Genomic DNA, 20,816 nt, shown 5'->3' on the forward strand with positions numbered 1-20,816 from the left:
GTCGCAGTGTTTAGGGGTCGGCAGACGATCGAAACATCGCGTTTTCAAGGCTTTGTTGGATCGAAAAGTCACATGCCCGTTTCGGCCATAATTAGCCCTGATCGGCACGTTCGCTGCACCGCCATTCCCGCGCCGCCAACGCGGCAATGCGACGCGCCCACATTCTTGCACACCCCCTCCCACAGCCGCGGTCATTGCGACCGGCTTTGCTGGGGATGACCGAAGCTGCGCCGCGGGCGATGCGCTTCGCTCCGATCGTGGCGACGGCCCAGGCGGGCCGCGGGAACAGTGTCAGCGACAGCCGTCCTCGGCTGAGCTTATGCCCAATCAGGACATTTGACGACGCTAGACCATAAGAAAGAGGCAGCCGCGAGGATCACGAACAAACCGATTATATGGCAGAAATGGACGTTCTTGTCCAGCCTATTCGACGTAGGCAGGATCGACGACGAGTCGCTCCGCATTCCATTCGGGCACGGCCTCCGGACGCATCGGCACCATGAAGCGCTTGCCCGTTGGCCGTTCGATCTCGAGCACGTCGCCCGCGCCGAAATTCTCGACCAGAACGATCGTGCCGAGCGGCTCGCCATCGGGGGTCTGCGCGGCGACACCGATCAGGTCGGCGTGATAATATTCACCCTCCCCCAGCGGCGGCAGCGCGCTACGCGGCACGGTAAGCTCGGTGCCCCGCAGCGCCTCGGCGGCGGTGCGGTCCGTGATCTCGGCGAAACGGGCGATCGTGCCGTTAGGCCCGGCCTGCGCCGACTTGAGCGTCAGCGCGCCGCCGTTGAACTGGCGATAGCTGGCGATATCGTCGGCGAAGACCTTCAGCCGCACCTGGCCATGGATGCCATGCGCGCCGATGACGACCGCGAGGGTCACGGTCGGCGCGCCGCCTGACGCGGATTCAGCCTTGGGGGCTGCCTTCGTCGCCGGCGGGGGCGGAGTCGTCGCCTTCGGCGGGGTCGGTGCTCGAGACCCCTTCGTTGCTGGCGTCTTCATCGTCCTCCGGCGCGGTGCGCGGGTCGGGAAAAGGGTCGTTGGCCATGATGCGCTCTCCTAAGACAGGAGCGCTAACGCATCATGGCGCAACGGGATGCCTGATGGGTGCCGACACCCGCTGCGCCGGGGCGCAATGCGCGGCACCGTCGGGACATCCGCCGCGCGCGGCAGATGTCCGACCGGCGATTACTCGGCGGTCGCCTCGGCGGCGGTCGCCTCCTCGGCCGGCGCGGCATTGGCGGCGGCTGCCGCTTCCTGCTGCGCCTTCAGCTTCTCTGCACGCTCCTCGGCGCGCTCGGTCGCCTTCTCGCCCGGCTTGCCCTTGTTGGGGTTGCTGCGCGCGGCACGCTCACGCACGCCGGCGGCGTCGAGGAAGCGGGCGACGCGGTCGGTCGGCTGCGCGCCATTCGACAGCCAGTGCTTGGCGCGCTCGGCGTCGAGGACGATGCGCTTCTCGTCATCCTTGGCGAGCAGCGGGTTGTAGTTGCCGATCTTCTCGATGAACTTGCCATCGCGGGGGCTGCGCGCATCGGCGACGACGATGCGGTAATAGGGACGCTTCTTCGAGCCACCACGCGACAGGCGAATGCTGAGTGCCATTTTCGTATTCTTCCTTGCTAAATCAGTTGTTTATTTCTTGTTCTTCAGAAAATTCTCGAACCCTGGCGGCAGCTTGGGCATGCCATCCGGCCCCGCCCCGCTGCCGAGGCCGGGGAGTCCCCCGCCCGCCTTGTTCATCATGTCGCCAAGGTCGGCGCCGCCGATCGCATTGCCGAGCCCGCCGAGACCGCCCATCGGGCCGCCCTTGCCGAGCATCGCCATCATGCCCTTCAGCCCGCCCATCTTCTTGATCTTCTTCATGGCGGTCGACATTTCGAGGTGCATCTTCAGGAGCTTGTTGACCTCCTGCACCGTCGTGCCGGACCCCTTGGCGATGCGGATCTTGCGCTTGGCGTTGATCAGGGCCGGGTTGGCGCGCTCCTTGACGGTCATCGAACCGATCATCGCGTCCATGTGGATCAGCACCTTGTCGCCGCCTGCCTGGGCGACGGCATTCTGCGCCTTCTTCATCCCCGGCATCATCCCTGCGAGCGCGCCGAGGCCGCCCATGCGGCGCATCTGCGCAAGCTGGCCGCGCAAGTCGTTCATGTCGAACTGGCCCTTCAGGAGCCGCTTCGACATGCGCTCGGCGTCTTCCTGCTGGATCGACTCCGCGGCGCGCTCGACAAGGCTGACGACGTCGCCCATGCCGAGGATACGGCCGGCGACGCGCGAGGCGTGGAAGGCCTCGAGCGCGTCCATCTTCTCGCCCGTGCCGGCGAACTTGATCGGCTTGCCGGTGACGGCGCGCATCGACAGCGCGGCGCCGCCGCGCGCATCGCCGTCCATGCGGGTCAGCACGACGCCGGTCAGCGGCACCTGCGCCGAAAAGTTCTGCGCGACGTTGACCGCGTCCTGACCGGTCAGCGAGTCGACCACGAGCAGGATCTCGTGTGGCGTGGCGATGTCCGCCACCGCCTTCATCTCGTCCATCAGCGCCTGGTCGACGTGGAGGCGACCGGCGGTGTCGAGCATCAGGACGTCATAGCCCTGCAGCTTCGCCGCCTGCATCGCGCGGCGGGCGATGTCGACCGGCTGCTGGCCGGGCACGATCGGCAGCGTCGCCACCTCGATCTGCGTGCCAAGCGTCGCGAGCTGTTCCTGCGCGGCGGGGCGATTGACGTCGAGCGACGCCATCAGCACCTTCTTGCGGTCGCGCCCCATCGCGCCCGCGCTGAGGCGCCTCGCGATCTTCGCGGTCGTCGTCGTCTTGCCCGACCCCTGCAGGCCGACCATCATCACGACCGCGGGCGGCGTGACGGACAGGTGCAGTTCGGCGGCCTCGGGATCGTCGCCGCCGAGCATCTCGACCAGCGCGTCGTTGACGATCTTGACGACCTGCTGCCCCGGCGTGACCGAGCGCAGCACGTTCTGGCCGACCGCTTCCTCGGTGACCTTGTCGACGAACTGGCGCGCGACCGGCAAGGCAACGTCCGCCTCGAGCAGCGCGACGCGCACCTCGCGCATCGCGGCGCGCACGTCGGCCTCGGTCAGCGCGCCACGGCCGCGCAGGCGATCGAAGACGCCGCCAAGCCGGTCGCTCAGACTGTCGAACATCGCCTCAAAACCCCATACATACGCACAACGCAAAAGACGCCGGCGGACGAAACCTCGTCGGCCGGCGTGCGCTCATGGCGCTTGCCTTTCACGTCCCACGATCGGAACAAGGCGTGCGCTTAGGGGAAAAAGGCGACGGTGGCAAGTATCGGGATGGACTGCCGGCGCGTGTGCCCGCAGGCTTGTGCCGTCTTTCCGGCTACCTCCCTCATCCCGGCCGCCTTCGTCATCCCGGCGGAAACCGGGACCATGGACGCGAGACGGCGGCGAGGTTTCGAGCCCCTCGAGCCGATCGCTACCATGGGTCCCGGCGTTCGCCGGGATGACGAGGGAGAGGCAGCCTCCCCCCACCATCCAAATCGTCATCCCCACGCAGTCGGGGATCCAGGAACGTGACGTTGAGGAAAGAGCCGCACGGCCAGCCAGTCTGGATCCCCGCTTGCGCGGGGATGACGGCGGTGGCGCGCACGACGGGCAAGCGGGGATGACGGGACGGCGCGAGGATGTCCGGGGGGCCGCATCCACTGCATGGACTTACCCCGCCGCCGCCACTAGATCGCGGCGCATGTCTGTTCCCGCGCCAGAGGTCATATCCCTCGGCTGCCGCCTCAACATCGCCGAGAGCGAGACGATCGCCGCGCTGGTCGCCGGGCGCGACACCGTGGTGGTGAACAGCTGCGCGGTGACGAATGCCGCCGTCAAGGCGACGCGCGCCGCGATCCGCAAGGCGCGGCGGGCGCGCCCGGGCGCCGAACTGGTCGTCACCGGCTGCGCGGCGCAGATCGATCCGGCGGGCTTCGCCGCGATGGCGGAGGTCGACCGGGTGATCGGCAACGCCGAAAAGCTGCTGCCCGCCGCCTGGGCAAGCGCGGCGCCGGTGGTCGTCGGCGACATCATGCAGCTGCGCGAGACCGCACCGCATCTAGCGGCGAGCTTTTCCGCGCATGCGCGCGCCTTCGTCGAGGTGCAGAACGGCTGCGACCATCGCTGCACCTTCTGCGCCATCCCCTTCGGCCGCGGGCCGAGCCGCTCGGTACCCGCGGGCGCGGTGGTGGAGCGGATCGCCGGACTCGTCGCGGCGGGGCACGGCGAGGTGGTGCTGACCGGCGTCGACCTGACCAGCTATGGCCAGGACCTGCCGGGCAGCCCGACGCTGGGCCTGCTGGTCGAGCGGATCCTGCGCCATGTTCCCACGCTGCGCCGCCTGCGGCTGTCGTCGCTCGACTCGATCGAGATCGACGAGAGGCTGGCGGAGATCGTCACCGGCGAGGCGCGGGTGATGCCGCACGTCCATCTGTCCTTTCAGGCGGGCAACGACCTGATCCTCAAGCGGATGAAGCGGCGGCACAGCCGCGCGCAGGCGGTGGCGATGGTTGCGGCGCTCAAGGTCAGGCGGCCTGAGATCGCGATCGGCGCGGACCTGATCGCGGGCTTCCCGACCGAGGACGAGGCGATGTTCGCCGACACGCTGGCGCTGATCGGCGACGCCGACATCGTGCATGCGCACATCTTCCCCTATTCGCCGCGCGCGGGCACGCCGGCGGCGCGGATGCCGCAGGTCGCCCCCGCCGCCATCAGGGACCGGGCCGAGCGGCTGCGCGCGGCGGCGGCTCGGCGCAGGGCGGCGTGGCTGGCCGGGCTGGTCGGCAGCACGCAGGATGTGCTCGTCGAGCGGCCGGGCGAGCGCGGCCATGCCGGCAATTTCGCCGATGTCGCGCTCGCGCAGACCGCCGCGCCGGGCACCATCGTTACGACGCGCATCACCGGCGCCACCGACACCCACCTCATCGGACGGACGATATGAGCACCACCCCCTCCTGGCACGAACGCCTGCTCGGCGGATTCCGCAAGACGTCGGACCGTCTGGTCGGCAACCTCGCCGGCCTCGGCGGCGCGCGGCTGGACGATGCGACGCTGGACGACATCGAGGAGGCGCTGATCGCCTCCGACCTCGGCCCCGAGACCGCAGGCCGCATCCGCACCCGGCTGGCGGAGGGGACGTTCGAGCGCAACATGGAGGAGCTCGGCATCCGCCTCGTCGTCGCTGAGGAGGTGGAGAAGGCGCTCGCCAGGGTCGCGACACCGCTGGAGATCGAGGCCTTTCCGCGGCCGCAGGTGATCCTGGTCATCGGCGTCAACGGATCGGGCAAGACGACGACGATCGCCAAGCTCGCGCATCTCCTCATGGAGCAGGATTACGGCGTGATGCTGGCGGCGGGCGACACGTTCCGCGCCGCCGCGATCGGGCAGCTGGCGACCTGGGCGAGCCGGGTCGGGGTGCCGATCGTCACCGGCCCGGAGGGCGGCGACGCCGCCGGCGTGGTATGGGACGCGGTCAAGAAGGCGACCGAGACGGGCATCGACGTCCTCATCGTCGACACCGCCGGCCGCCTGCAGAACAAGCGCGAACTGATGGACGAGCTGGCCAAGATCCGCCGCGTGCTCGGCCGCCTCAACCCCGCCGCCCCGCATGACGTCGTGCTCGTCCTCGATGCGACGACGGGGCAGAACGCGCTCAGCCAGATCGAGGTGTTCAAGGAGGTGGCGGGCGTCACCGGCCTCGTCATGACCAAGCTGGACGGCACCGCGCGGGGCGGCGTGCTGGTCGCGGCGGCGGAGAAATACGGCCTGCCGATCCATGCCATCGGCGTCGGCGAAGGGATGACCGACCTGAGGCCCTTCGACCCCAATGAGGTCAGCCGGATCATCGCCGGCGTCGATGCGGGGGTGAAGAAGTGAGCGCGCCGGCCTGCCTCTCCAGTCCCGCCCCTCGCACCTCCCCGTCCCGCGCACCGCGACCGCCTGCCCGGACGACGACGCGGCTGCAGAACGACATCCGGCAACACGACAAGGCGATGATGGCATGAGCAAGGCGCCCGCATCCTCTCCCGGCCTGCGCATGGGCATCGAATACGGGCCGCTGCTCGTCTTCTTCGCGGCCAACTTCCTGTTCCCGTCCGGCCTCGCGATGCGGCTGGTCGGGGCGTCGACCACCTTCCTGTCGGACATGGACCGCGCGGGCGCGCTGGTGATCGCGCGGGTGATCGTCGCGACCGTCGCCTTCGTGCTCGCGACCGTCGCGGCGATGGTCGTGTCACGGGTCAGGCTCGGCCGGGTATCGCCGATGCTGTGGATATCGGGCGCGTTCGTCGTGCTGTTCGGCGGCCTGACCGTCTACTTCCACGACCCCAAGTTCATCCAGATGAAGCCGACCTTCGTCTACGGCATGTTCGCCGCGGTGCTGGGCTATGGCCTGTTCAGCGGCCGCCCGCTGCTCGAGGGGCTGCTCGGCGCCGCCTACCCGGGCCTGACGGCGGAAGGCTGGCGCAAGCTCACGCGCAACTGGGCGTTGTTCTTCCTGTTCATGGCCGCGCTCAACGAGGCGGTGTGGCGCTCGACCAGCTGGGATTTCTGGGTCGGGTTCAAACTGTGGGGAGCGATCCCGCTGACCCTGCTGTTCGCCTTCGCCAACATCCCGATGCTGCTGCGGCACGGCCTGACGACCGACGACGCGACGACGACGCTACCGCCGCAGGAATGATCCCGCGGCGGTAGTCGGAATCAGGCCACCGTGACCTTGCCGTCGTCGATCAGGCGCTCGACCGGCTGATCGCTGATCGGGCCGGGCGACTGGTCCTCGCGGCTGTGGGCGAAGAGCCAGCGCGCGCCAAGTCCCGCGACCACCGCGCCGCCGATGGGCGCGACCCAGAACAGCCACAGCTGCGACAGCGCCCAGCCGCCGACGAACAGCGCAGGCCCCGTGCTGCGCGCCGGGTTGACCGACGTATTGTCGATCGGAATGGACACCAGGTGGATCAGGGTCAGCGCCAGTCCGATCGCCAACGGCGCGAACGGTCCCGACGAGCGCTGATCGGTCGCGCCGAGGATGACGACGAGGAAACCGGCGGTCAGCAAGGCCTCCGCGAGGAAGGCCGTCGCCATGCCGTAATGGCCGGGCGAATGAACGCCATAGCCGTTGGCGGCAAAGCCGCTCGCGACCAGATTGAAGCCGGGCGCGCCGCCGGCGAGCAGCGCGAGCGCGGCGCTGGCGAGGACCGCGCCGACGAGTTGCGCCACCACGTAGCCCGGCACGTCCCGCGCCGGAAAGCGACCCGCCACGGCCAGACCGATACTGACGGCGGGATTGAAATGACCGCCCGAGATGAAGCCGACGGCAAAGGCCATGGTGAAGACGGTCAGGCCGAAGGCAAGCGCGACGCCCGCCATGCCGATGCTGCCGGGCAGTGTCGCGCCGGCGGCCAGCACCGCCGCGCCGCAGCCGCCCAGCACCAGCCAGAAGGTGCCGATCGCCTCCGCGGCGAGGCGGCGCGCGGCGGCGATCGGCCGCGGGCGGTCGGCGGCCGTCCGGACGTTTGACTGAGCGGGAAGCGAAAGTGTCTGGTGCACGGTGATCCTGCCTCCTTTCGGGCCGTGACCCGCCACGACATCGCGGCGAACCGGCAGAGTGATCGGCGGCAAACGCGTCCGGTTCGGCCCCGTTCCTGGTATCCTTGCACCATTTGCCAGAGATAAACGCACCATGGTCGCCCCGATGCGCGGCGCACGAAAAGGGGCGCCGCCATGACGGCGACGCCCCTTCTCATCGTCTTGACTTTGCGAGGATCAGGCCGCGTCGAAACGCTTGCCGGCCTCGTCCCAATTGACCACGTCCCACCACGCCTTGAGATAGCCGGGGCGGTCGTTCTTGTAGGTCAGGTAATAAGCGTGCTCCCACACGTCGTTGCCCAGGATCGGCGTGCCACGCTCCTCGACCACGTCCATCAGCGGGTTGTCTTGGTTCGGCGTCGCCGTGACCTTCAGCGATCCATCGGCAGTCTTGATCACCCAAGCCCAGCCCGACCCGAACTGGCCCGCGCCCTTGGTGTTGAAGTCTTCCTTGAGCTTGTCGAGGCCGCCATAGGCGTCGATCGCGTCCTTGAGCGCGCCCGACGGCTGGGTCGAACCCTTGGGGCCCATGATCTTCCAGAAGAAGTCGTGATTCCAATAGCCGCCGCCGTTGTTGCGGACGAGCGCCGGCTGCGACGAGATGGTCGCCAGGATGTCCTCGATCGACTTGCCGGCGAGCGACGGGTCCTTCTCGACGCCCTCGTTGAGCTTGGCGGTATAGGCGGCGTGGTGCTTGTCGTGGTGAAAGGTCATCGTCTCCTTCGAGATGACCGGCTCGAGCGCGTCATAGTCGTAGGGGAGCGGCGGCAGTTCGAATGCCATGGCTTTGGCCTCCTGTAAGGGAAAGGGGTTCGCGCGCGTCAACGCAGCAGGCGGGTTAATGCTCCGGCGCCGTTTCGCAAGCGTGATGATCCTTGCGGAGCGGATGATCTTCGAGGGCGTCGCGCAGGCGGCCCCGACGTTCCTCCTCCCTTCGTCATCGCGGCGAACGCCGGGACCCATGGGTGCGATCGGCGCGAATGGCGCGCGACCTCGGCCGCACGCCGTGTCCATGGGTCCCGGCGTGCGTCGGGATGACGAGGAGGGAGTGGGCGGCTTTTCCCACGTTTGTCATTCCCGCGCAGGCGGGAATCCAGAGACGCTAGCGGTGCGGCTTACGCGGAACCTGCGCGTCTGGATCCCCGCCTGCGCGGGGATGACACCCTCGGAGAGGTGACAGACCGACAGGGATGCCGGCCCGGAAGCGGCGACATCCCCCCTTCGTCGTCCCGGCGCAGGCCGGGACCCATGAATGCGATCGGCGCGAATGGCGCGCGACGTCGGTCATACACCGTGTCCATGGGTCCCGGCGTGCGCCGGGATGACGAGGAGGGAGTGGGCGGCTTTTCCCCCCGTTTGTCATTCCCGCGCAGGCGGGAATCCAGAGACGCTAGCGGAGCGGCTTACGCGAAACCTGCGCGTCTGGATCCCCGCCTGCGCGGGGATGACACCCTCGGAGAGGTGACAGAACGACAGGGATGCCGGCCTGGAAGCGGCGACATCCCCCCTTCGTCGTCCCGGCGCAGGCCGGGACCCATGGTTGCGATCGGCGCTAGGGACGCGCGACCTCGGCCGCACACCGTTTCCATGGGTCCCGGCGTGCGCCGGGACGACGAGGGGGAGTCGGCGTTGCGCACTGCGATCGAGCGGATCGCCGACCCCGTGTCACCCGCCGGCGTTGATCAGGTCGTGGCGGCGCAGCGCGTGGCGAAGCTGGTCGTAGGTGAGGCCGAGCGATTCGGCCGTGGCGCGCTGGTTGAAACGGTGTTCGGCGAGCGATTTCGCGAGCAGCTCGCGCTCGAACCGAGCGACGCGCGACTTGAAATCGGACGGACCCGCGTCGCACGCGGCGACGGGGCTGTCCTCCGGCTCCGGCCGCGGCGGCGCGTCCGCCTTGGGCGGCGCGGGCGGCGGCATCGGGGCGCCGCCATGAACGCCGGAGGGCCGATAGGGCGAGGCGAAGGGATCGATCTCGATCCGGTCGACGGGCCCCTCCCCCTCCCAGCGATAGACCGCGCGTTCGACGACGTTGCGAAGCTCGCGGACATTGCCGGGCCAGCGATGCGTCATCAGCGTGTCGAGCGCGGTCGGACCGAAGCCGGGCCAGCGTTCCCAACCGATCTCCGATGCCATGCGGCGCCCGAAATGGTCGGCGAGCACGACGATGTCCCCCGAGCGCGCGCGCAGCGGCGGCAGGGTCACGACCTCGAACGACAGCCGGTCGAGCAAATCGGCGCGGAATTCGTGGCGATCGACCTTGTCCGGCAGATGTTCGTTGGTGGCCGCGACGATGCGGACGTCGACCCGCAGCGGCCGGCTGCTCCCGATCCGCGTCACCTCGCCATATTCCACCGCGCGCAGCAGCCGATCCTGCGCCGCCATCGACAGGGTGCCGAGCTCGTCGAGGAACAGGGTGCCGCCGTGCGCCTCCTCGAACCGGCCCGCCCGCGCCTTGGTCGCACCGGTAAAGGCGCCCGCCTCGTGCCCGAAGAGCTCCGCCTCGATCAGCGTCTCCGGCAGCGCCGCGCAGTTCATCACGACGAGCGGCTGGTCCCAGCGCGGGCTGAGGCGGTGGAGGCGTTCCGCGACCAGCTCCTTGCCCGTCCCGCGCTCGCCGATGACGAGCACCGGGCGATCGAGCGCGGCGGCGCGGCTGGCGCGCTCGAGCGCGTCCAAGAAGGCGCCGGATTGGCCGATGACCTGGGTCGTGCGCTGCATCGCCAACTCTTGGCGCAAAATCCCAATGGTCCGCAAGCGTTCATCCGTGGTTCATGCAAATAATACACCCAAAAACCTCGGAATTCCGCCATTTTTGAAATTGGCACGGCTCCTGCAAAGCTCTGGGCAACCCGCCGATGCGGCGGTTCACAAGGTTCAGATTTCAGGAGGTTCCCATGTTCAAGTCCGATATCGGTCGCACCCTCGCCGCCATCGCCTGCACGATCGTCTTCAGCGCCACCTGCGTGGCCGGCGCGATCGGTCCGGCGACCGGGCATGGCGCCGCGACCGTCGCGTCCGCCGCCCGCCTGACGGCGTAAGCGGCGACCCGGGGCGGGCCATGTTTCCCTCGCCCGCCCCGGCCCCAGAATTTCCAGGAGCATCACGACAGATGGGCATTTTCTCCCGCACCCGCGACATCGTCGCCGCCAACTTCGCCGACCTGCTCGAAAAGGCAGAGGATCCGGCGAAGATGATCCGGATGATCATCCTCGAGATGGAGGAGACCTTGGTCGAGGTGCGCGCCTCCGCCGCCCGCACCATCGCCGACCAGAAGGAAATGCGCCGGCACATCATGAAGCTGGAGCAGCTGCAGGCGAACTGGACCGAGAAGGCGGAACTGGCGCTGTCGAAGGACCGCGAGGACCTCGCCAAGGCGGCGCTGGTCGAGAAGCAGAAGGCGGCCGACATGGCCGACCAGCTGAAGGCGGAGGTGCAGGTGCTCGACGATGCGCTGCGCGCGTCGGAAGAGGATATCGCCAAGCTGCAGAAGAAGCTGACCGAGGCGCGCACCAAGCAGGCCAACGTCCAGACGCGGCTGGAGAGCGCGAACAACCGCTTCCGCCTGCGCGAGATGTACGCCGGCCCCAAGACGCACGAGGCGTTCAGCCGCTTCGATGTCCTGGAGCGCCGCGTCGACGATGCCGAGGGTCGCGCCGAGGCGCTGGGCCTGGGCGTGCAGAAGACGCTGGAGGAAGAGATCGCCGAGCTGCGCCAGAGCGACAAGGTCGATGCCGAGCTCGCGGCGCTGAAGGCACGGATGAACAATCGCAATCAGGAGGGTTGAGATGGAAGACATCATCGTCCCGTTGATCGCGATCACCTCGATCTTCATCGGCCTGCCCTGGGTCATCTTCCACTACATCACCAAGTGGAAGCAGGCGCCCAAGATCACCGACGAGGACGAACGGCTGCTCGACGAGATGTACAATCTCGCCCGCCGGCTGGAGGATCGCCTGAACACGGTCGAGCGGATCGTCGCCGCCGACAACCCCGACTTCCGCGTCGGCTTCGCCGCCGACACCGCCCGCCCGGGTCTCGATCGCCCCGGCATGGACCGCAAGTCCGACAGCTATCGCCTCGAAGGGAGGATGTAACATGGCCGCCCGTACGCAATTCTACATCGACCGCCAGAACAAGAAGATCTCCGGCGTCTGCGCAGGGATCAGCGACTATACCGGGCTCGACGTCACGATCGTGCGCATCGCGATGCTCGCCCTGCTCTGGGCGACCGGCGGCGTGATCCTGCTCGGCTATTGGGCGACCGCGCATCTCGCGCCGGAAAAGCCGCACGGCCTGTACCAGGACGCCGACGACCAGAAGTTCTGGCAGGGCGTGCGCAGCAATCCGACGCGCTCGACCGCCGAGGTGCGCAGCAAGTTCCGCGACATCGATCGCCGGCTCGCCGACATCGAGCTGCACTATACCAGCCGCAACAGCCGGCTGGCCGAGGAAATCGACAGCCTGCGCTAACGCCGCGGCGTCTCAAAAGGGGAAGAAGACGATGTCCGACCTTGCTCTGCTGATCCCGATCACGGCGATAGCCATCGGGCCGGTATCCTGGATCGCGAACAACTGGCTGCGCGCCCGCCACGGCTATCCGCCGCTCGACTATCGCAGCAGCCGCCGGCGCCGCGGCGGTGCCGCGGAGACCGACCTCGAGGCCGAGCGCAAGATCATGCTGCTGACCAACGAGAACGACAAGCTGACCGGACAGGTCAGCCGCCTGGAGGAACGGATCGCCGTCCTCGAGCGCATCGCCACCGATCCCGCCGAGCGTACCGCCCGCGAGATCGAAGCCCTCCGCGACCGGTAAGGACACGCGCCATGGGTCCCGACCATTTCTTTGCCATGCTTCTCGGTGCGGCCATCACGCTCGCCGTCCAATGGTACGGCCGGCGCAAGGTGCGCCAGGCGATCGCCGCCCCCGACGTCGAGGCGCGCCGCGACATCCAGCTGCTCGACGCCGAGAACGCCCAGCGCATCGGCCAGATCGACCGGCTGCAGGAACGGCTCGCCACCGTCGAGCGGATCGTCACCGACCGGTCGCACATGCTCGACCGCGAGATCGAAAGGCTCCGCTGATGAACGGCTTCACCCTCTTCATGCTCGCCGTCGTTGTCGTCGGCCTGCCCGTCAGCCTCGGCATCGGATCCGAGATGTTCAAGCGCTGGCTCAAGCACAAGGAGACGATGGCCGGCGCGCTCAATGCCCAGGCGGCGGAAAAGGCGGCGCAATATGCCGCCCATGTCGAACGGCTGGAGGCGCGGGTGCGCGTGCTCGAACGGATCGCCACCGATCGCGGCGCCGACTTGGCCGAGACGATCGACCAGCTGCGCCTCCAGGCGAATTGAGGAGCGACGCCGATGTCCCCCCTGCTCATTCCCATCCTCGGCATCTGCTGCGGCCTGCTCGCGATCTTCGGCGGCGTGTTCATCCGCCCCTGGTTCAAGCTGCAGGAACGGCGGATGGAGATCGAGGCGAACAAGGTCGCGGAAAAGGCGGCGCAATATGCCGCCCAGACCGAGCGACTGGAGGAACGGGTCCGCGTCCTCGAACGCATCGTGACCGATCGCGGCGCCGACCTGGCGCAGGAGATCGAGGCGCTGCGGGTCGAGCAAGCCGATCCGCGACTGCCGACCAACTGACCGCATCGCCCCAGGAAAGGTCGTTTGCCCATGAACCCCGCAGAGATGCTCGTCGCGATCGTCGCCCTCCTCGTCATCGGCGGGATCGTGCGCAGCCGCTTCGGCGCGCATCGTCCGGACGCCGGGACGACGCCCGGCACGGCCGTCGACGAGGACACATGGCGCCTTCGCGAGGAGGTGCGCACCCTTAAGGAGCGCGTCCAGGTGCTGGAACGCGTGATCACCGACAACCGGAGCAGCATCGATCTCGACCGCGAGATCGACCGTCTGCGCGACCGCTGAAGGAGGCGGATATGACCGACCCCAACGTCTATCTCACCGTATCGCTGTCGAGCCTCGCCGGGCTCGCGATGATCACCACCGCCGGCCTGTCGGGATGGCGCAGCTGGCTGGCGCTGAAGCACCAGCAACTGGATCACGCGCAGGACCAGCTGCCGGCCGTCCCCTCCGCAGGATCGCGGATCGAGATCGCCGACCTCAAGGAGCGTATCCGCAAGCTGGAGGCGATCGCCGCGGGCGTCGACCTGTAGGACCTGCTCTTCCGCCTGTCGCGACAGGCGCGCCCAAGGCCCCTCCCGCCAGCGGGAGGGGGGAGAGATCGAGGACCCCGTGCCTCGCGCGGTATCTCCGGCACGGACATTGCCCCGCCCCGCCGCGCGCTGTACCGCGCGGTGCCATGACCAGCCAGACCGCGAGCCTTGCCGACGTCCGTGACGAATACGGTTTCCTCGATCCCGACGACCGGTATCGGCTGCTGATCGACCTGGGCCGCGCGCTGGAGCCGATGCCTGATGCGCTGAAGACCGAGGCTACGCTGGTGCGCGGCTGTTCGGCGGCGGTCTGGGTCTATCCGACGTTGCGCGACGACGGGACGCTGCATTTCCTCGCCGATTCAAATGCGGCGATCACAAAGGGGATCATCGCGCTGGTACTGCTGACGGTGCAGGACCAGCCCCCCGGCACCGTCGCCGCCGCCGACATCGAGGGCGAGCTGGCACCCTTCGACCTCAGGAACCAGCTCAGCTCCAACCGGACGCAGGGCATCCCCAACATGATCGCGCTGATCCGCGACACGGCCGCGCGCTACGCCTGATCCCACGCGCCGGCACGTGGGGGCCGAGGACGGCGCGCTATTGCCCGCGCGCCAGGCGCGCCGCGAGTTCGGCGACATCCGCGCCCTGCGGCACGACCAGCCAGGTATCAGGCTTGCGCGTGTCGACCATCGCGACGGCGTTCTTCGGGCACAGGCCGAGGCAACGCGTCTCGACGATGCCGAGCGGCGCCTTGCGTCCCTTTTTCAGGCCGAGCAGCTTGCGCAGCACCTTGGCGAGCGGAGAGCGTGCCTTCCTGCCGAAGCCGCCGTCGAGCTTCTTCGTACACTTGCCGCAGACCAGCACCGCGCCCTGCCAGTGCGCGCCGATCTGCTTCAGCGGGGGCGCCACGTCCGGCGCTCCTCCGCGGTCTTGAGCACCTCATAGGCGGCCTGCACCGCCTGGAATCGGACGGCGGCATCGGCGTCGCCGGGGCGGACGTCCGGATGGTTTTCCTTGGCGAGGCGGCGCCAGGCGCCCTTCACCCCTTCGAAGTCCGCATCGCCATCGAGGCCGAGCACGTCCAGCGCGCGCATCTCGTCGCGCGAGCGCGTGCCGTCGCCGGGCCCGCCCCAGGCGTAATGGTTGGCGCTGGCATAGCCCGATGCCGTCCGGCTTTCCGACGCCTCCCGCTGCGCGGCCTCTTCGGCGGACAGGCCTTCGAAGTAATTCCAGCCGCGATTGTATTCGGCGGCGTGATCCGTGCAGAAATACCAGCGATCGGGGCTGTTGGGCGATTTCGGTGCCGGGCAGTCGCCGGGCCTGTCGCAGCCGTGCCGGTCGCACAGCCGCACCGTCTGCGCCTCTCGGCTGGAGCCATAGCCCCGCCAGCGGGGGAAGCCCCAGTCGTTCGATCGTGAGGTGCTGCGCGCCATTACCCCCGCGACATAAGCCTTCGGCGGCAGCGCGCAAGCACCGGTCGCGCCCTATCAATGGGGAAGGCTGAAGCGCACTCCGCGGGTCAGCGCGCCGCAGCCCAGCCCGCCGTCAGGACGGTAGGTCTTTTCGAAGCGTGCCGCGCGGAACGTGTCCTTCCCCGCCTTCGTGAAGACGAACGGCGGATAGGAGATGATCACGCGCTCGTTGCGGACACGGCCGTCTGCGTCGACGTCGAACTGCGTCCGCGTCCACCCCTCCATGCCCCAGCGCTGCGCCTCCTCAGGGAAGTTGCCGCCGACCGAGACCATCTTCGGCGGCTTGTCGATCAGCGCGCACTGGCTGGCCGCCAGGCCGGAGGCCGTGAAGGCATTGCGCGCAGCGGCGAGATCGCCCCGGGTCTGCGCGATCGAGGCGAGGCGGATCATCGCGCCGACCTTGAACGGATCGGCCGCCGGCAACGCCGCATCCTGCGCGACCTGCTGCAGTATCGCCTCGCTGCGGGAACGTCCGTCCTCGTGATCGGCAAGCATGAGCCTGAGCGCCGCGCGCGACGGCGCGTCCGCGGCATAGGGCGCTTCCGACAGCATGGGTTCGACGACGCGGCGGAACATGCCGCGCTTGTACAGATCGGCCACGCCCGCCGTGCGCGCCTCGACGTCAAGGTCGAGCCGCGCACGGGCGGGCGCGTCGTTGGCGATCGCAAGGGCCAAAGCGCGTCGCGCCAGCGCGCCGCGCTCGTCGCGCGGCAACACCGGATTGTGCACGAGCGCGAAGAGCGCGGGCAGCGTCGCCAGCGTGTCGCCATTCGCCGACGCCGCGGCCAGCGCACGTCGCTGCGCGATCAGTGCCGTCGCCGGCGCTTCGGACTGGTCGACGAAGGCAAGGCCCTTCCCCCGCCCCCATGCGATCATGTCCGCCTGCAGCGCGTCGCTGATCGACGGGCGCTGGAACGCGAGGTTGCAGCGCATCTCCACCCGGACGTTGAAACGCAGGAACGTCGGCATCGCCTTCACCTGCTCGGCCGTCCACGACCATTGCCGCACCGCGCGGGCGAATTCGAGCGCGACCTTGCCCCCACCGGCCGCATAGATCGGCCGTACCGCCTGCGCCGTGCCATCGTCGGCGATCGAGAATTCGACCACGGCCATGTCCGCCGGCTTCAACCCCGCCTCGCCGCCGCAGTCGGGCGGAACCATCGCCACGCCTGGGTCGATGAGCCCGATCGAAGTCGCACCGGCGCCGGTCATGGCGACGTAGCGCCGCGCCTCGTCCTCGTTGCCGCCGAGCAGATAGGCAATCGCCGCGTCGGAGCGGACGGAGACGTCGCGGATATCGATGCGCGACGTGTCCATGCCGCCGAAGTCGCGGACGGCGTCGCGGAAGGTCCCCTGGGCGGCGGCGATGTCGCCGCGATTGAGCTGCATCGTCCCCTTCGCTTCCGCGATCGTGCCAAGCGAGGCGGCATCGAGCTTTGCCGCCGCGAGCTGCCCATCGATCCGCGCCTGCGCCGCGGTGGCGGCGGCGGGATCGGTGAAGGTCGTAGTCTGCACCACGGCGAGCGCGGCGACCATCTTGTCGCGCGGCGTGTCGGCGATCGCCTCCGCCTTGCCGAACCAATCGGCGGCGGTGGCGTAATCGAGGCTGGTCATCGCGATCCGGCCCAGATTGAAACTGGCCTTGAACCGGTCGGCGCGCAGCGACGGGTCGTCAGCCGGCAGGATCGCCAGCCCCTCCTGGGCGGCCGCGTTCGCCTCGTCCTTGCGATCCAGCGCCAGCAGGGCAGCGCTCTTTCGGACCAGTACGATCGCGCGGCTGCGCGGGCGGGACGCGACGCGCTTCTCCAACGCCTCCCACGCCGCGAGCGCGGCGGCCTTGTCGGTGCCGGCGTCGAGCGCTTCGGCGGCATCGAAATCCTGCTGCACGGTCCGCGCGGTCTGCTGCGCCGTGGCCACCGAAGCAAAGGCCACAAGTGCCGACCCCACCCAAAACTTGCCCGACACCGAATCCCCCATGACGATTTCTATCGCGGGATCGTGCACCATTTGACGAAGACTTGCCAGAGGGTCTGTAAGCCGGGTTCTGTCCATCCCCTTGCGGGGAATAGGCGACCATTCCTCTCGGGCGACGCTTGCACGCCGCCTCCAGCAACCAACCCGGGCAGCGGGTGGGAACACACCCCGACGCACGTCGCCGCGCGCCATGCCGCCCCTATTCGGTCTTGCTCCCGGTGGGGTTTGCCGTGCCGCTGCCGTTACCGGAAGCGCGGTGCGCTCTTGCCGCACCCTTTCACCCTTACCTGCCGTAGAAGGCAGGCGGTCTGCTCTCTGTGGCACTGTCCCTGGGGTCACCCCCGCCGGGCGTTACCCGGCACCGTCGTTCCGTGGAGCCCGGACTTTCCTCGGCGCATGCGAACATGCGACGCGGCCGCCCGACCCTCTGGCCGCTCCCCCTTACTCGTCCCCCTGCGGCTTGGGAAGAAGCAGCGCGAGCAGGATCATGCGACATTCGGCGTCGATCTCGCCGTCGACGAGTTCGGGACGGAAGCGCCGCTGGAACGCCATGGTCGCGGCGAGAGGATCGGTGACGTCGTACCCGAAGCGTTCGAGCGCGAGCAGAAAGCCAGCCTTCGTCCACATCGGGTCCATCAGCTTCTGCGTCGGGCGCGGCAGGGCCAGACGCAGCCGCGCCAGGCGCGCCCAGGGAAAGAGCTCGCCCGGATCGCGCTTGCGCTGCGGCGCGATGTCGGAATGGCCGACGACATTGCCGCGCGTGATCGCGTGCCGATCCTTCACCTCCGCGACCAGCCGCACCACGGCCTCGACCTGCGCATCGGGAAACGGCCGATAGCCCCATTCATGACCGGGATTGACGATCTCTATGCCGATGCTGGCGGAATTGACGTCGGTCAGACCCCGCCAGTGCGAACGTCCGGCGTGCCAGGCTCGCTTTTCCTCCGCAACGAGGCGAAAGATACGACCGTCCTCCTCGACCATATAATGGGCGGACACCTTGGCCTCCGGGTCGCGCAGTCGCGCAAGGGCAGAGGCTCCATCCTGCATGCCGGTATAATGGAGCACGATCATGGTGATCGGCAGCGACCGCTCGTCGAAATTCGGCGAGGGCGTGTCGAGAAGGGTCATGTCTGCCTGCGTAGCCCAAGCCGGAGGCGCGCGTAAGGGCCCAAGGCGCGGCGCCGACCGGGGGCGTCAGCCCGCCGCCGCCCCGGTGGCGCCGTCGACGCGCTCGTACAGCCCGCGCAGGTCGCGACTGGGCGCGAAGGCGTCGGTCTGGCCGATCACCGTTTCTCCCGCCCCGAGGACGAGCAGCCCACCGGGCCGCAACGCCGCGGCGAAGCGCGCGAACACCTCCGTCTTGGTCTGCGGATCGAGATAGAGCAGCACGTTTCGGCACAGGACGATGTCGAACATGCCCGGCAGCGGGGCATCGGCCGCCAGATTGTGGCTGCGCACAGTCATCGCACGAAGCAGCTCGTGCTTGGCGGCCCAATCGTTGCCGACCGCGTCGAACCAGCGCATCATGCGGCGGATCGGCAGGCCTCGCTGGATTTCGAACTGCGTGTAGCGACCCGCCCGCGTCCGCGCGAGCGCGGCCTCCGACACGTCGGTCGCGACGATGTCGGGCATGGGCGTGCCGCGTTCCTCCGCGCGCTCGGCGAACAGCATCGCGAGCGACAGCGGCTCCTGCCCGGTCGAGCAGCCCGCGCACCAGATGCGCACACGCCGCTGCCTTGTCTCCAGCCCGGCCACCGCCTCGACGATCAGGTCGAAGACCGGGGCCTCGCGGAAGAAGGACGTCTCTCCGTTGAGGAGCGCGTCGACGATCTGGTCGCTGAGATACCGATCGCCGGTTTCCAGCAGCGCGGCGGCGAGCTGGTCAAGCGTATCCAGGCCCCGCGCCCGCATCAGCGGCTTGAGCGCGGTATCGATCCGCCATGAACGATAGGCGGATATCTGTTGCCCCGTCCGCGATTCGAGCAGCGCGCTGAACGCGTTGACGGCCCGCTGCGAGACGGGGGCCGTCGCGGCTGCGGGCGACGTCGAGGTGGGACGGATCGGCATCAGGGCCGCTCCCCGCGCACGACCAGCCGGCCGATCGCATCCGGCGCCAGGATCGCGTCGGCGGCGCCGATCGCCGCGACCGCGCCGGGCATGCCCCAGACGACCGAGCTCGCCTGGTCCTGGACGATGACGCAGCCGCCGGCATCGCGCACGGTCCTTGCTCCATCGGCGCCGTCGCGGCCCATGCCGCTCAGCACGATCGCCAGCAGGCGCGGCCCGTAGACGGCGGCAGCGGACGCGAACATCGGATCGACGGAGGGCAGGCAGCCGCTCGCCACCTGATCATTGGTCAGCCGTATCGCCGCACCGCCGTCGGGCAGCGCGACGCAGCGGATGTGCGCGTCGCCGGGGGCGACGACGATTCGGCCCGGCTGGACGCGGAGCCGATCGCTCGCCACCTCGCAGGGTCGCCCGGCGAGCACCGCGAGCTGCGCCGCGAAATAGGGCATGAACGACGCCGGCAGATGCTGCGTGATCAGAATGGGCAGGCGGAAGCCGGCGGGGATCGTCCGCAGCACCTGGCTGAGCGCGTGGATGCCACCCGTGGAGGCGCCGATCGCGACGAGATCGAAGTCCGCGCGCGCCGACATGGTCTCCATGCCCGTAGCGGGTCGCAGCGGAGTCGGCGCGGGGGGCGGCGTCTCGGAGGTGCTGGTGCCGAGCCTCGCGAGCTTGCCGATCAGGCTCTCCCCGAACGTCGCCATCCGTGCGCCGGCAGCCGGCTTGACCAACGTGTCGGCGGCGCCGAGCGCCAGCGCCTGCAGCGTCACCGCCGCGCCGTCACTGGCCTGGGCAGAAACCACGAGGATGCGCGCGCCCTGCCCAGCCGCGATCAGGTCGGGCAGTGCGGTTATACCGTCCACGCCAGGCATCTGCAGGTCGAGCAGGATCAGATCGACGCGTTCGCGCGCCAATAGGGTGAGCGCGGCGGACGCGGTCGCCACGCTGCCGCTGACGACGAAGCGTGCGTCGGCGTCGACGATCCGCGTCATCACCGCGCGTGCGACGACCGAATCGTCCACGATGAGCACCTTCAGCGGCGGCTCGGCATCCACCGATGCGGCAAGGGGCGTGGCAGGCGCCATGACAGGTTCGCCGCCGGGATCAGGCCATGCCGACGATCTGGAGCTTCGATTCCAGCGTGTCGCGATCGAAGGGCTTCATCACATATTCGTCCGCGCCCGCCTCTATGGCAGCCCTGATATAGGCCATGCCGTTCTCAGTCGTGCAGAAGACGACCTTCGGCCGCGTCGGAATGTTCGAGTCGCGCAGCGCGCGCAGGAAATCCATCCCGCTCATCACCGGCATGTTCCAGTCGAGCAGGATGACGTCGGGCGCGGCGGCCATGCAGGCGTCGAGCGCCTCGCGGCCGTCGCATGCCTCGGTCACGGAAAAGTCGAGCGTCTCCAGGATATGGCGGGCGACCTTGCGGATCACCTTGGAGTCGTCGACGACGAGGCAGGTCTTCATGCTGGCAGGGCCTTCTTGCTGCGAATCGCGCGGTGATCGGTATACGG

The 20,816-nt window shown here is 68.8% G+C and carries 28 protein-coding genes and 1 other RNA gene; 14 read left to right on the forward strand and 15 right to left on the reverse strand.

Translation table 11 applies throughout. From position 1 onward, the window contains the following. Positions 1 to 423: 423 nt before the first annotated feature. The 4 genes from rimM to ffh all read right to left on the reverse strand — a co-directional run bounded on the left by rimM (position 424) and on the right by ffh (position 3,159). Positions 424 to 882, reverse strand: a complete 459-nt coding sequence (gene rimM, locus RF701_RS05655) for a ribosome maturation factor RimM (RefSeq protein ID WP_210358317.1) — start codon at positions 880 to 882, stop codon at positions 424 to 426. Between the two features lie 25 nt (positions 883 to 907). Then, the gene (locus RF701_RS05660; protein ID WP_203310782.1) at positions 908 to 1,048 is read right to left on the reverse strand and encodes a hypothetical protein; all 141 of its coding nucleotides are present in this window, start codon (positions 1,046 to 1,048) and stop codon (positions 908 to 910) included. 140 nt (positions 1,049 to 1,188) lie between these two features. Continuing rightward, positions 1,189 to 1,602 carry a 30S ribosomal protein S16 gene (rpsP, locus tag RF701_RS05665; protein ID WP_308814381.1) on the reverse strand — a complete coding sequence of 138 codons (414 nt, stop codon included), beginning with the start codon at positions 1,600 to 1,602 and terminating at the stop codon, positions 1,189 to 1,191. A 30-nt stretch (positions 1,603 to 1,632) separates the two neighbouring features. After that, positions 1,633 to 3,159 (reverse strand): signal recognition particle protein, encoded by a 1,527-nt coding sequence (gene ffh, locus RF701_RS05670; RefSeq protein WP_210357967.1) that lies wholly within the window; start codon positions 3,157 to 3,159, stop codon positions 1,633 to 1,635. A gap of 565 nt (positions 3,160 to 3,724) precedes the next feature. On the opposite strand from ffh, the gene mtaB reads away from it, so the two are divergent. The 3 genes from mtaB to RF701_RS05685 all read left to right on the forward strand — a co-directional run bounded on the left by mtaB (position 3,725) and on the right by RF701_RS05685 (position 6,700). Further along, positions 3,725 to 4,963, forward strand: coding sequence for a tRNA (N(6)-L-threonylcarbamoyladenosine(37)-C(2))-methylthiotransferase MtaB (mtaB, locus tag RF701_RS05675; RefSeq protein ID WP_308814382.1), 1,239 nt, complete (start codon positions 3,725 to 3,727; stop codon positions 4,961 to 4,963). Further along, positions 4,960 to 5,898 (forward strand): signal recognition particle-docking protein FtsY, encoded by a 939-nt coding sequence (gene ftsY / locus RF701_RS05680; protein ID WP_203310778.1) that lies wholly within the window; start codon positions 4,960 to 4,962, stop codon positions 5,896 to 5,898. The genes mtaB and ftsY overlap by 4 nt, the downstream gene beginning before the upstream one ends. A gap of 124 nt (positions 5,899 to 6,022) precedes the next feature. Then, positions 6,023 to 6,700, forward strand: coding sequence for an inner membrane-spanning protein YciB (locus RF701_RS05685; protein ID WP_246848172.1), 678 nt, complete (start codon positions 6,023 to 6,025; stop codon positions 6,698 to 6,700). Between the two features lie 20 nt (positions 6,701 to 6,720). Here the strand turns inward: RF701_RS05685 and aqpZ are convergent, their stop codons facing one another. The 3 genes from aqpZ to pspF form a co-directional block, all read right to left on the reverse strand. Beyond that, positions 6,721 to 7,500 carry an aquaporin Z gene (gene aqpZ / locus RF701_RS05690; protein WP_308815618.1) on the reverse strand — a complete coding sequence of 260 codons (780 nt, stop codon included), beginning with the start codon at positions 7,498 to 7,500 and terminating at the stop codon, positions 6,721 to 6,723. A 282-nt stretch (positions 7,501 to 7,782) separates the two neighbouring features. Then, positions 7,783 to 8,388 carry a superoxide dismutase gene (locus RF701_RS05695; protein ID WP_203310776.1) on the reverse strand — a complete coding sequence of 202 codons (606 nt, stop codon included), beginning with the start codon at positions 8,386 to 8,388 and terminating at the stop codon, positions 7,783 to 7,785. 882 nt (positions 8,389 to 9,270) lie between these two features. After that, positions 9,271 to 10,323 (reverse strand): phage shock protein operon transcriptional activator, encoded by a 1,053-nt coding sequence (pspF, locus tag RF701_RS05700; protein ID WP_308814383.1) that lies wholly within the window; start codon positions 10,321 to 10,323, stop codon positions 9,271 to 9,273. Between the two features lie 176 nt (positions 10,324 to 10,499). On the opposite strand from pspF, the gene RF701_RS05705 reads away from it, so the two are divergent. The 11 genes from RF701_RS05705 (at position 10,500) to RF701_RS05755 (ending at position 14,343) form a co-directional block, all read left to right on the forward strand. After that, positions 10,500 to 10,643: a hypothetical protein gene (locus RF701_RS05705; protein ID WP_203309383.1), complete on the forward strand. Its 144-nt coding sequence runs from the start codon at positions 10,500 to 10,502 to the stop codon at positions 10,641 to 10,643. Positions 10,644 to 10,714: 71 nt separating this feature from the next. Beyond that, entirely contained in the window at positions 10,715 to 11,389 is a 675-nt protein-coding gene (gene pspA, locus RF701_RS05710; protein WP_203309384.1) for a phage shock protein PspA, read from the forward strand. A gap of 1 nt (position 11,390) precedes the next feature. Further along, the gene (pspB, locus tag RF701_RS05715; RefSeq protein WP_308814384.1) at positions 11,391 to 11,699 is read left to right on the forward strand and encodes an envelope stress response membrane protein PspB; all 309 of its coding nucleotides are present in this window, start codon (positions 11,391 to 11,393) and stop codon (positions 11,697 to 11,699) included. A gap of 1 nt (position 11,700) precedes the next feature. Continuing rightward, complete coding sequence (gene pspC, locus RF701_RS05720) at positions 11,701 to 12,075, forward strand: envelope stress response membrane protein PspC (protein WP_203309386.1); 375 nt, start codon at positions 11,701 to 11,703, stop codon at positions 12,073 to 12,075. 31 nt (positions 12,076 to 12,106) lie between these two features. After that, positions 12,107 to 12,418: a hypothetical protein gene (locus RF701_RS05725; protein WP_203309387.1), complete on the forward strand. Its 312-nt coding sequence runs from the start codon at positions 12,107 to 12,109 to the stop codon at positions 12,416 to 12,418. Between the two features lie 11 nt (positions 12,419 to 12,429). Beyond that, positions 12,430 to 12,687 (forward strand): hypothetical protein, encoded by a 258-nt coding sequence (locus RF701_RS05730; RefSeq protein ID WP_203309388.1) that lies wholly within the window; start codon positions 12,430 to 12,432, stop codon positions 12,685 to 12,687. Then, positions 12,687 to 12,956 (forward strand): hypothetical protein, encoded by a 270-nt coding sequence (locus RF701_RS05735; protein ID WP_203309389.1) that lies wholly within the window; start codon positions 12,687 to 12,689, stop codon positions 12,954 to 12,956. The genes RF701_RS05730 and RF701_RS05735 overlap by 1 nt, the downstream gene beginning before the upstream one ends. A 12-nt stretch (positions 12,957 to 12,968) precedes the next feature. Further along, positions 12,969 to 13,250 carry a hypothetical protein gene (locus RF701_RS05740; protein WP_210357972.1) on the forward strand — a complete coding sequence of 94 codons (282 nt, stop codon included), beginning with the start codon at positions 12,969 to 12,971 and terminating at the stop codon, positions 13,248 to 13,250. A 30-nt stretch (positions 13,251 to 13,280) separates the two neighbouring features. Next, positions 13,281 to 13,532, forward strand: a complete 252-nt coding sequence (locus tag RF701_RS05745; RefSeq protein WP_203309391.1) for a hypothetical protein — start codon at positions 13,281 to 13,283, stop codon at positions 13,530 to 13,532. An 11-nt stretch (positions 13,533 to 13,543) separates the two neighbouring features. Beyond that, positions 13,544 to 13,780, forward strand: coding sequence for a hypothetical protein (locus RF701_RS05750; protein ID WP_210357973.1), 237 nt, complete (start codon positions 13,544 to 13,546; stop codon positions 13,778 to 13,780). A 146-nt stretch (positions 13,781 to 13,926) separates the two neighbouring features. Next, entirely contained in the window at positions 13,927 to 14,343 is a 417-nt protein-coding gene (locus RF701_RS05755; RefSeq protein ID WP_308814385.1) for a SufE family protein, read from the forward strand. Between the two features lie 37 nt (positions 14,344 to 14,380). Here RF701_RS05755 and RF701_RS05760 read toward each other — a convergent pair whose 3' ends face one another. The 8 genes from RF701_RS05760 to RF701_RS05795 form a co-directional block, all read right to left on the reverse strand. After that, positions 14,381 to 14,692 carry a (2Fe-2S) ferredoxin domain-containing protein gene (locus RF701_RS05760; protein WP_210357975.1) on the reverse strand — a complete coding sequence of 104 codons (312 nt, stop codon included), beginning with the start codon at positions 14,690 to 14,692 and terminating at the stop codon, positions 14,381 to 14,383. Continuing rightward, positions 14,677 to 15,216, reverse strand: a complete 540-nt coding sequence (locus RF701_RS05765; RefSeq protein ID WP_288936259.1) for a J domain-containing protein — start codon at positions 15,214 to 15,216, stop codon at positions 14,677 to 14,679. The genes RF701_RS05760 and RF701_RS05765 overlap by 16 nt, the downstream gene beginning before the upstream one ends. A gap of 54 nt (positions 15,217 to 15,270) precedes the next feature. Next, complete coding sequence (locus RF701_RS05770) at positions 15,271 to 17,262, reverse strand: energy transducer TonB (protein WP_308814386.1); 1,992 nt, start codon at positions 17,260 to 17,262, stop codon at positions 15,271 to 15,273. Between the two features lie 10 nt (positions 17,263 to 17,272). Continuing rightward, an RNA gene (gene rnpB / locus RF701_RS05775) (RNase P RNA component class A) lies at positions 17,273 to 17,660 on the reverse strand. A gap of 10 nt (positions 17,661 to 17,670) precedes the next feature. Then, complete coding sequence (locus RF701_RS05780) at positions 17,671 to 18,360, reverse strand: N-acetylmuramoyl-L-alanine amidase (RefSeq protein ID WP_210357978.1); 690 nt, start codon at positions 18,358 to 18,360, stop codon at positions 17,671 to 17,673. Positions 18,361 to 18,426: 66 nt separating this feature from the next. Then, positions 18,427 to 19,299 carry a protein-glutamate O-methyltransferase CheR gene (locus tag RF701_RS05785; RefSeq protein ID WP_308814387.1) on the reverse strand — a complete coding sequence of 291 codons (873 nt, stop codon included), beginning with the start codon at positions 19,297 to 19,299 and terminating at the stop codon, positions 18,427 to 18,429. After that, on the reverse strand, positions 19,299 to 20,384 hold the full coding sequence (gene cheB, locus RF701_RS05790; RefSeq protein WP_287977902.1) for a chemotaxis-specific protein-glutamate methyltransferase CheB: 1,086 nt from the start codon (positions 20,382 to 20,384) through the stop codon (positions 19,299 to 19,301). Before cheB ends, RF701_RS05785 begins: the two co-directional genes overlap by 1 nt. A 19-nt stretch (positions 20,385 to 20,403) precedes the next feature. Next, the gene (locus tag RF701_RS05795; protein WP_203309400.1) at positions 20,404 to 20,769 is read right to left on the reverse strand and encodes a response regulator; all 366 of its coding nucleotides are present in this window, start codon (positions 20,767 to 20,769) and stop codon (positions 20,404 to 20,406) included. Between the last annotated feature and the right edge of the window lie 47 nt (positions 20,770 to 20,816).

Origin of the sequence: Sphingomonas sp. GV3 (assembly GCF_031082075.1) — a bacterium.
In the GTDB taxonomy this organism is placed as follows: domain Bacteria; phylum Pseudomonadota; class Alphaproteobacteria; order Sphingomonadales; family Sphingomonadaceae; genus Sphingomonas; species Sphingomonas beigongshangi.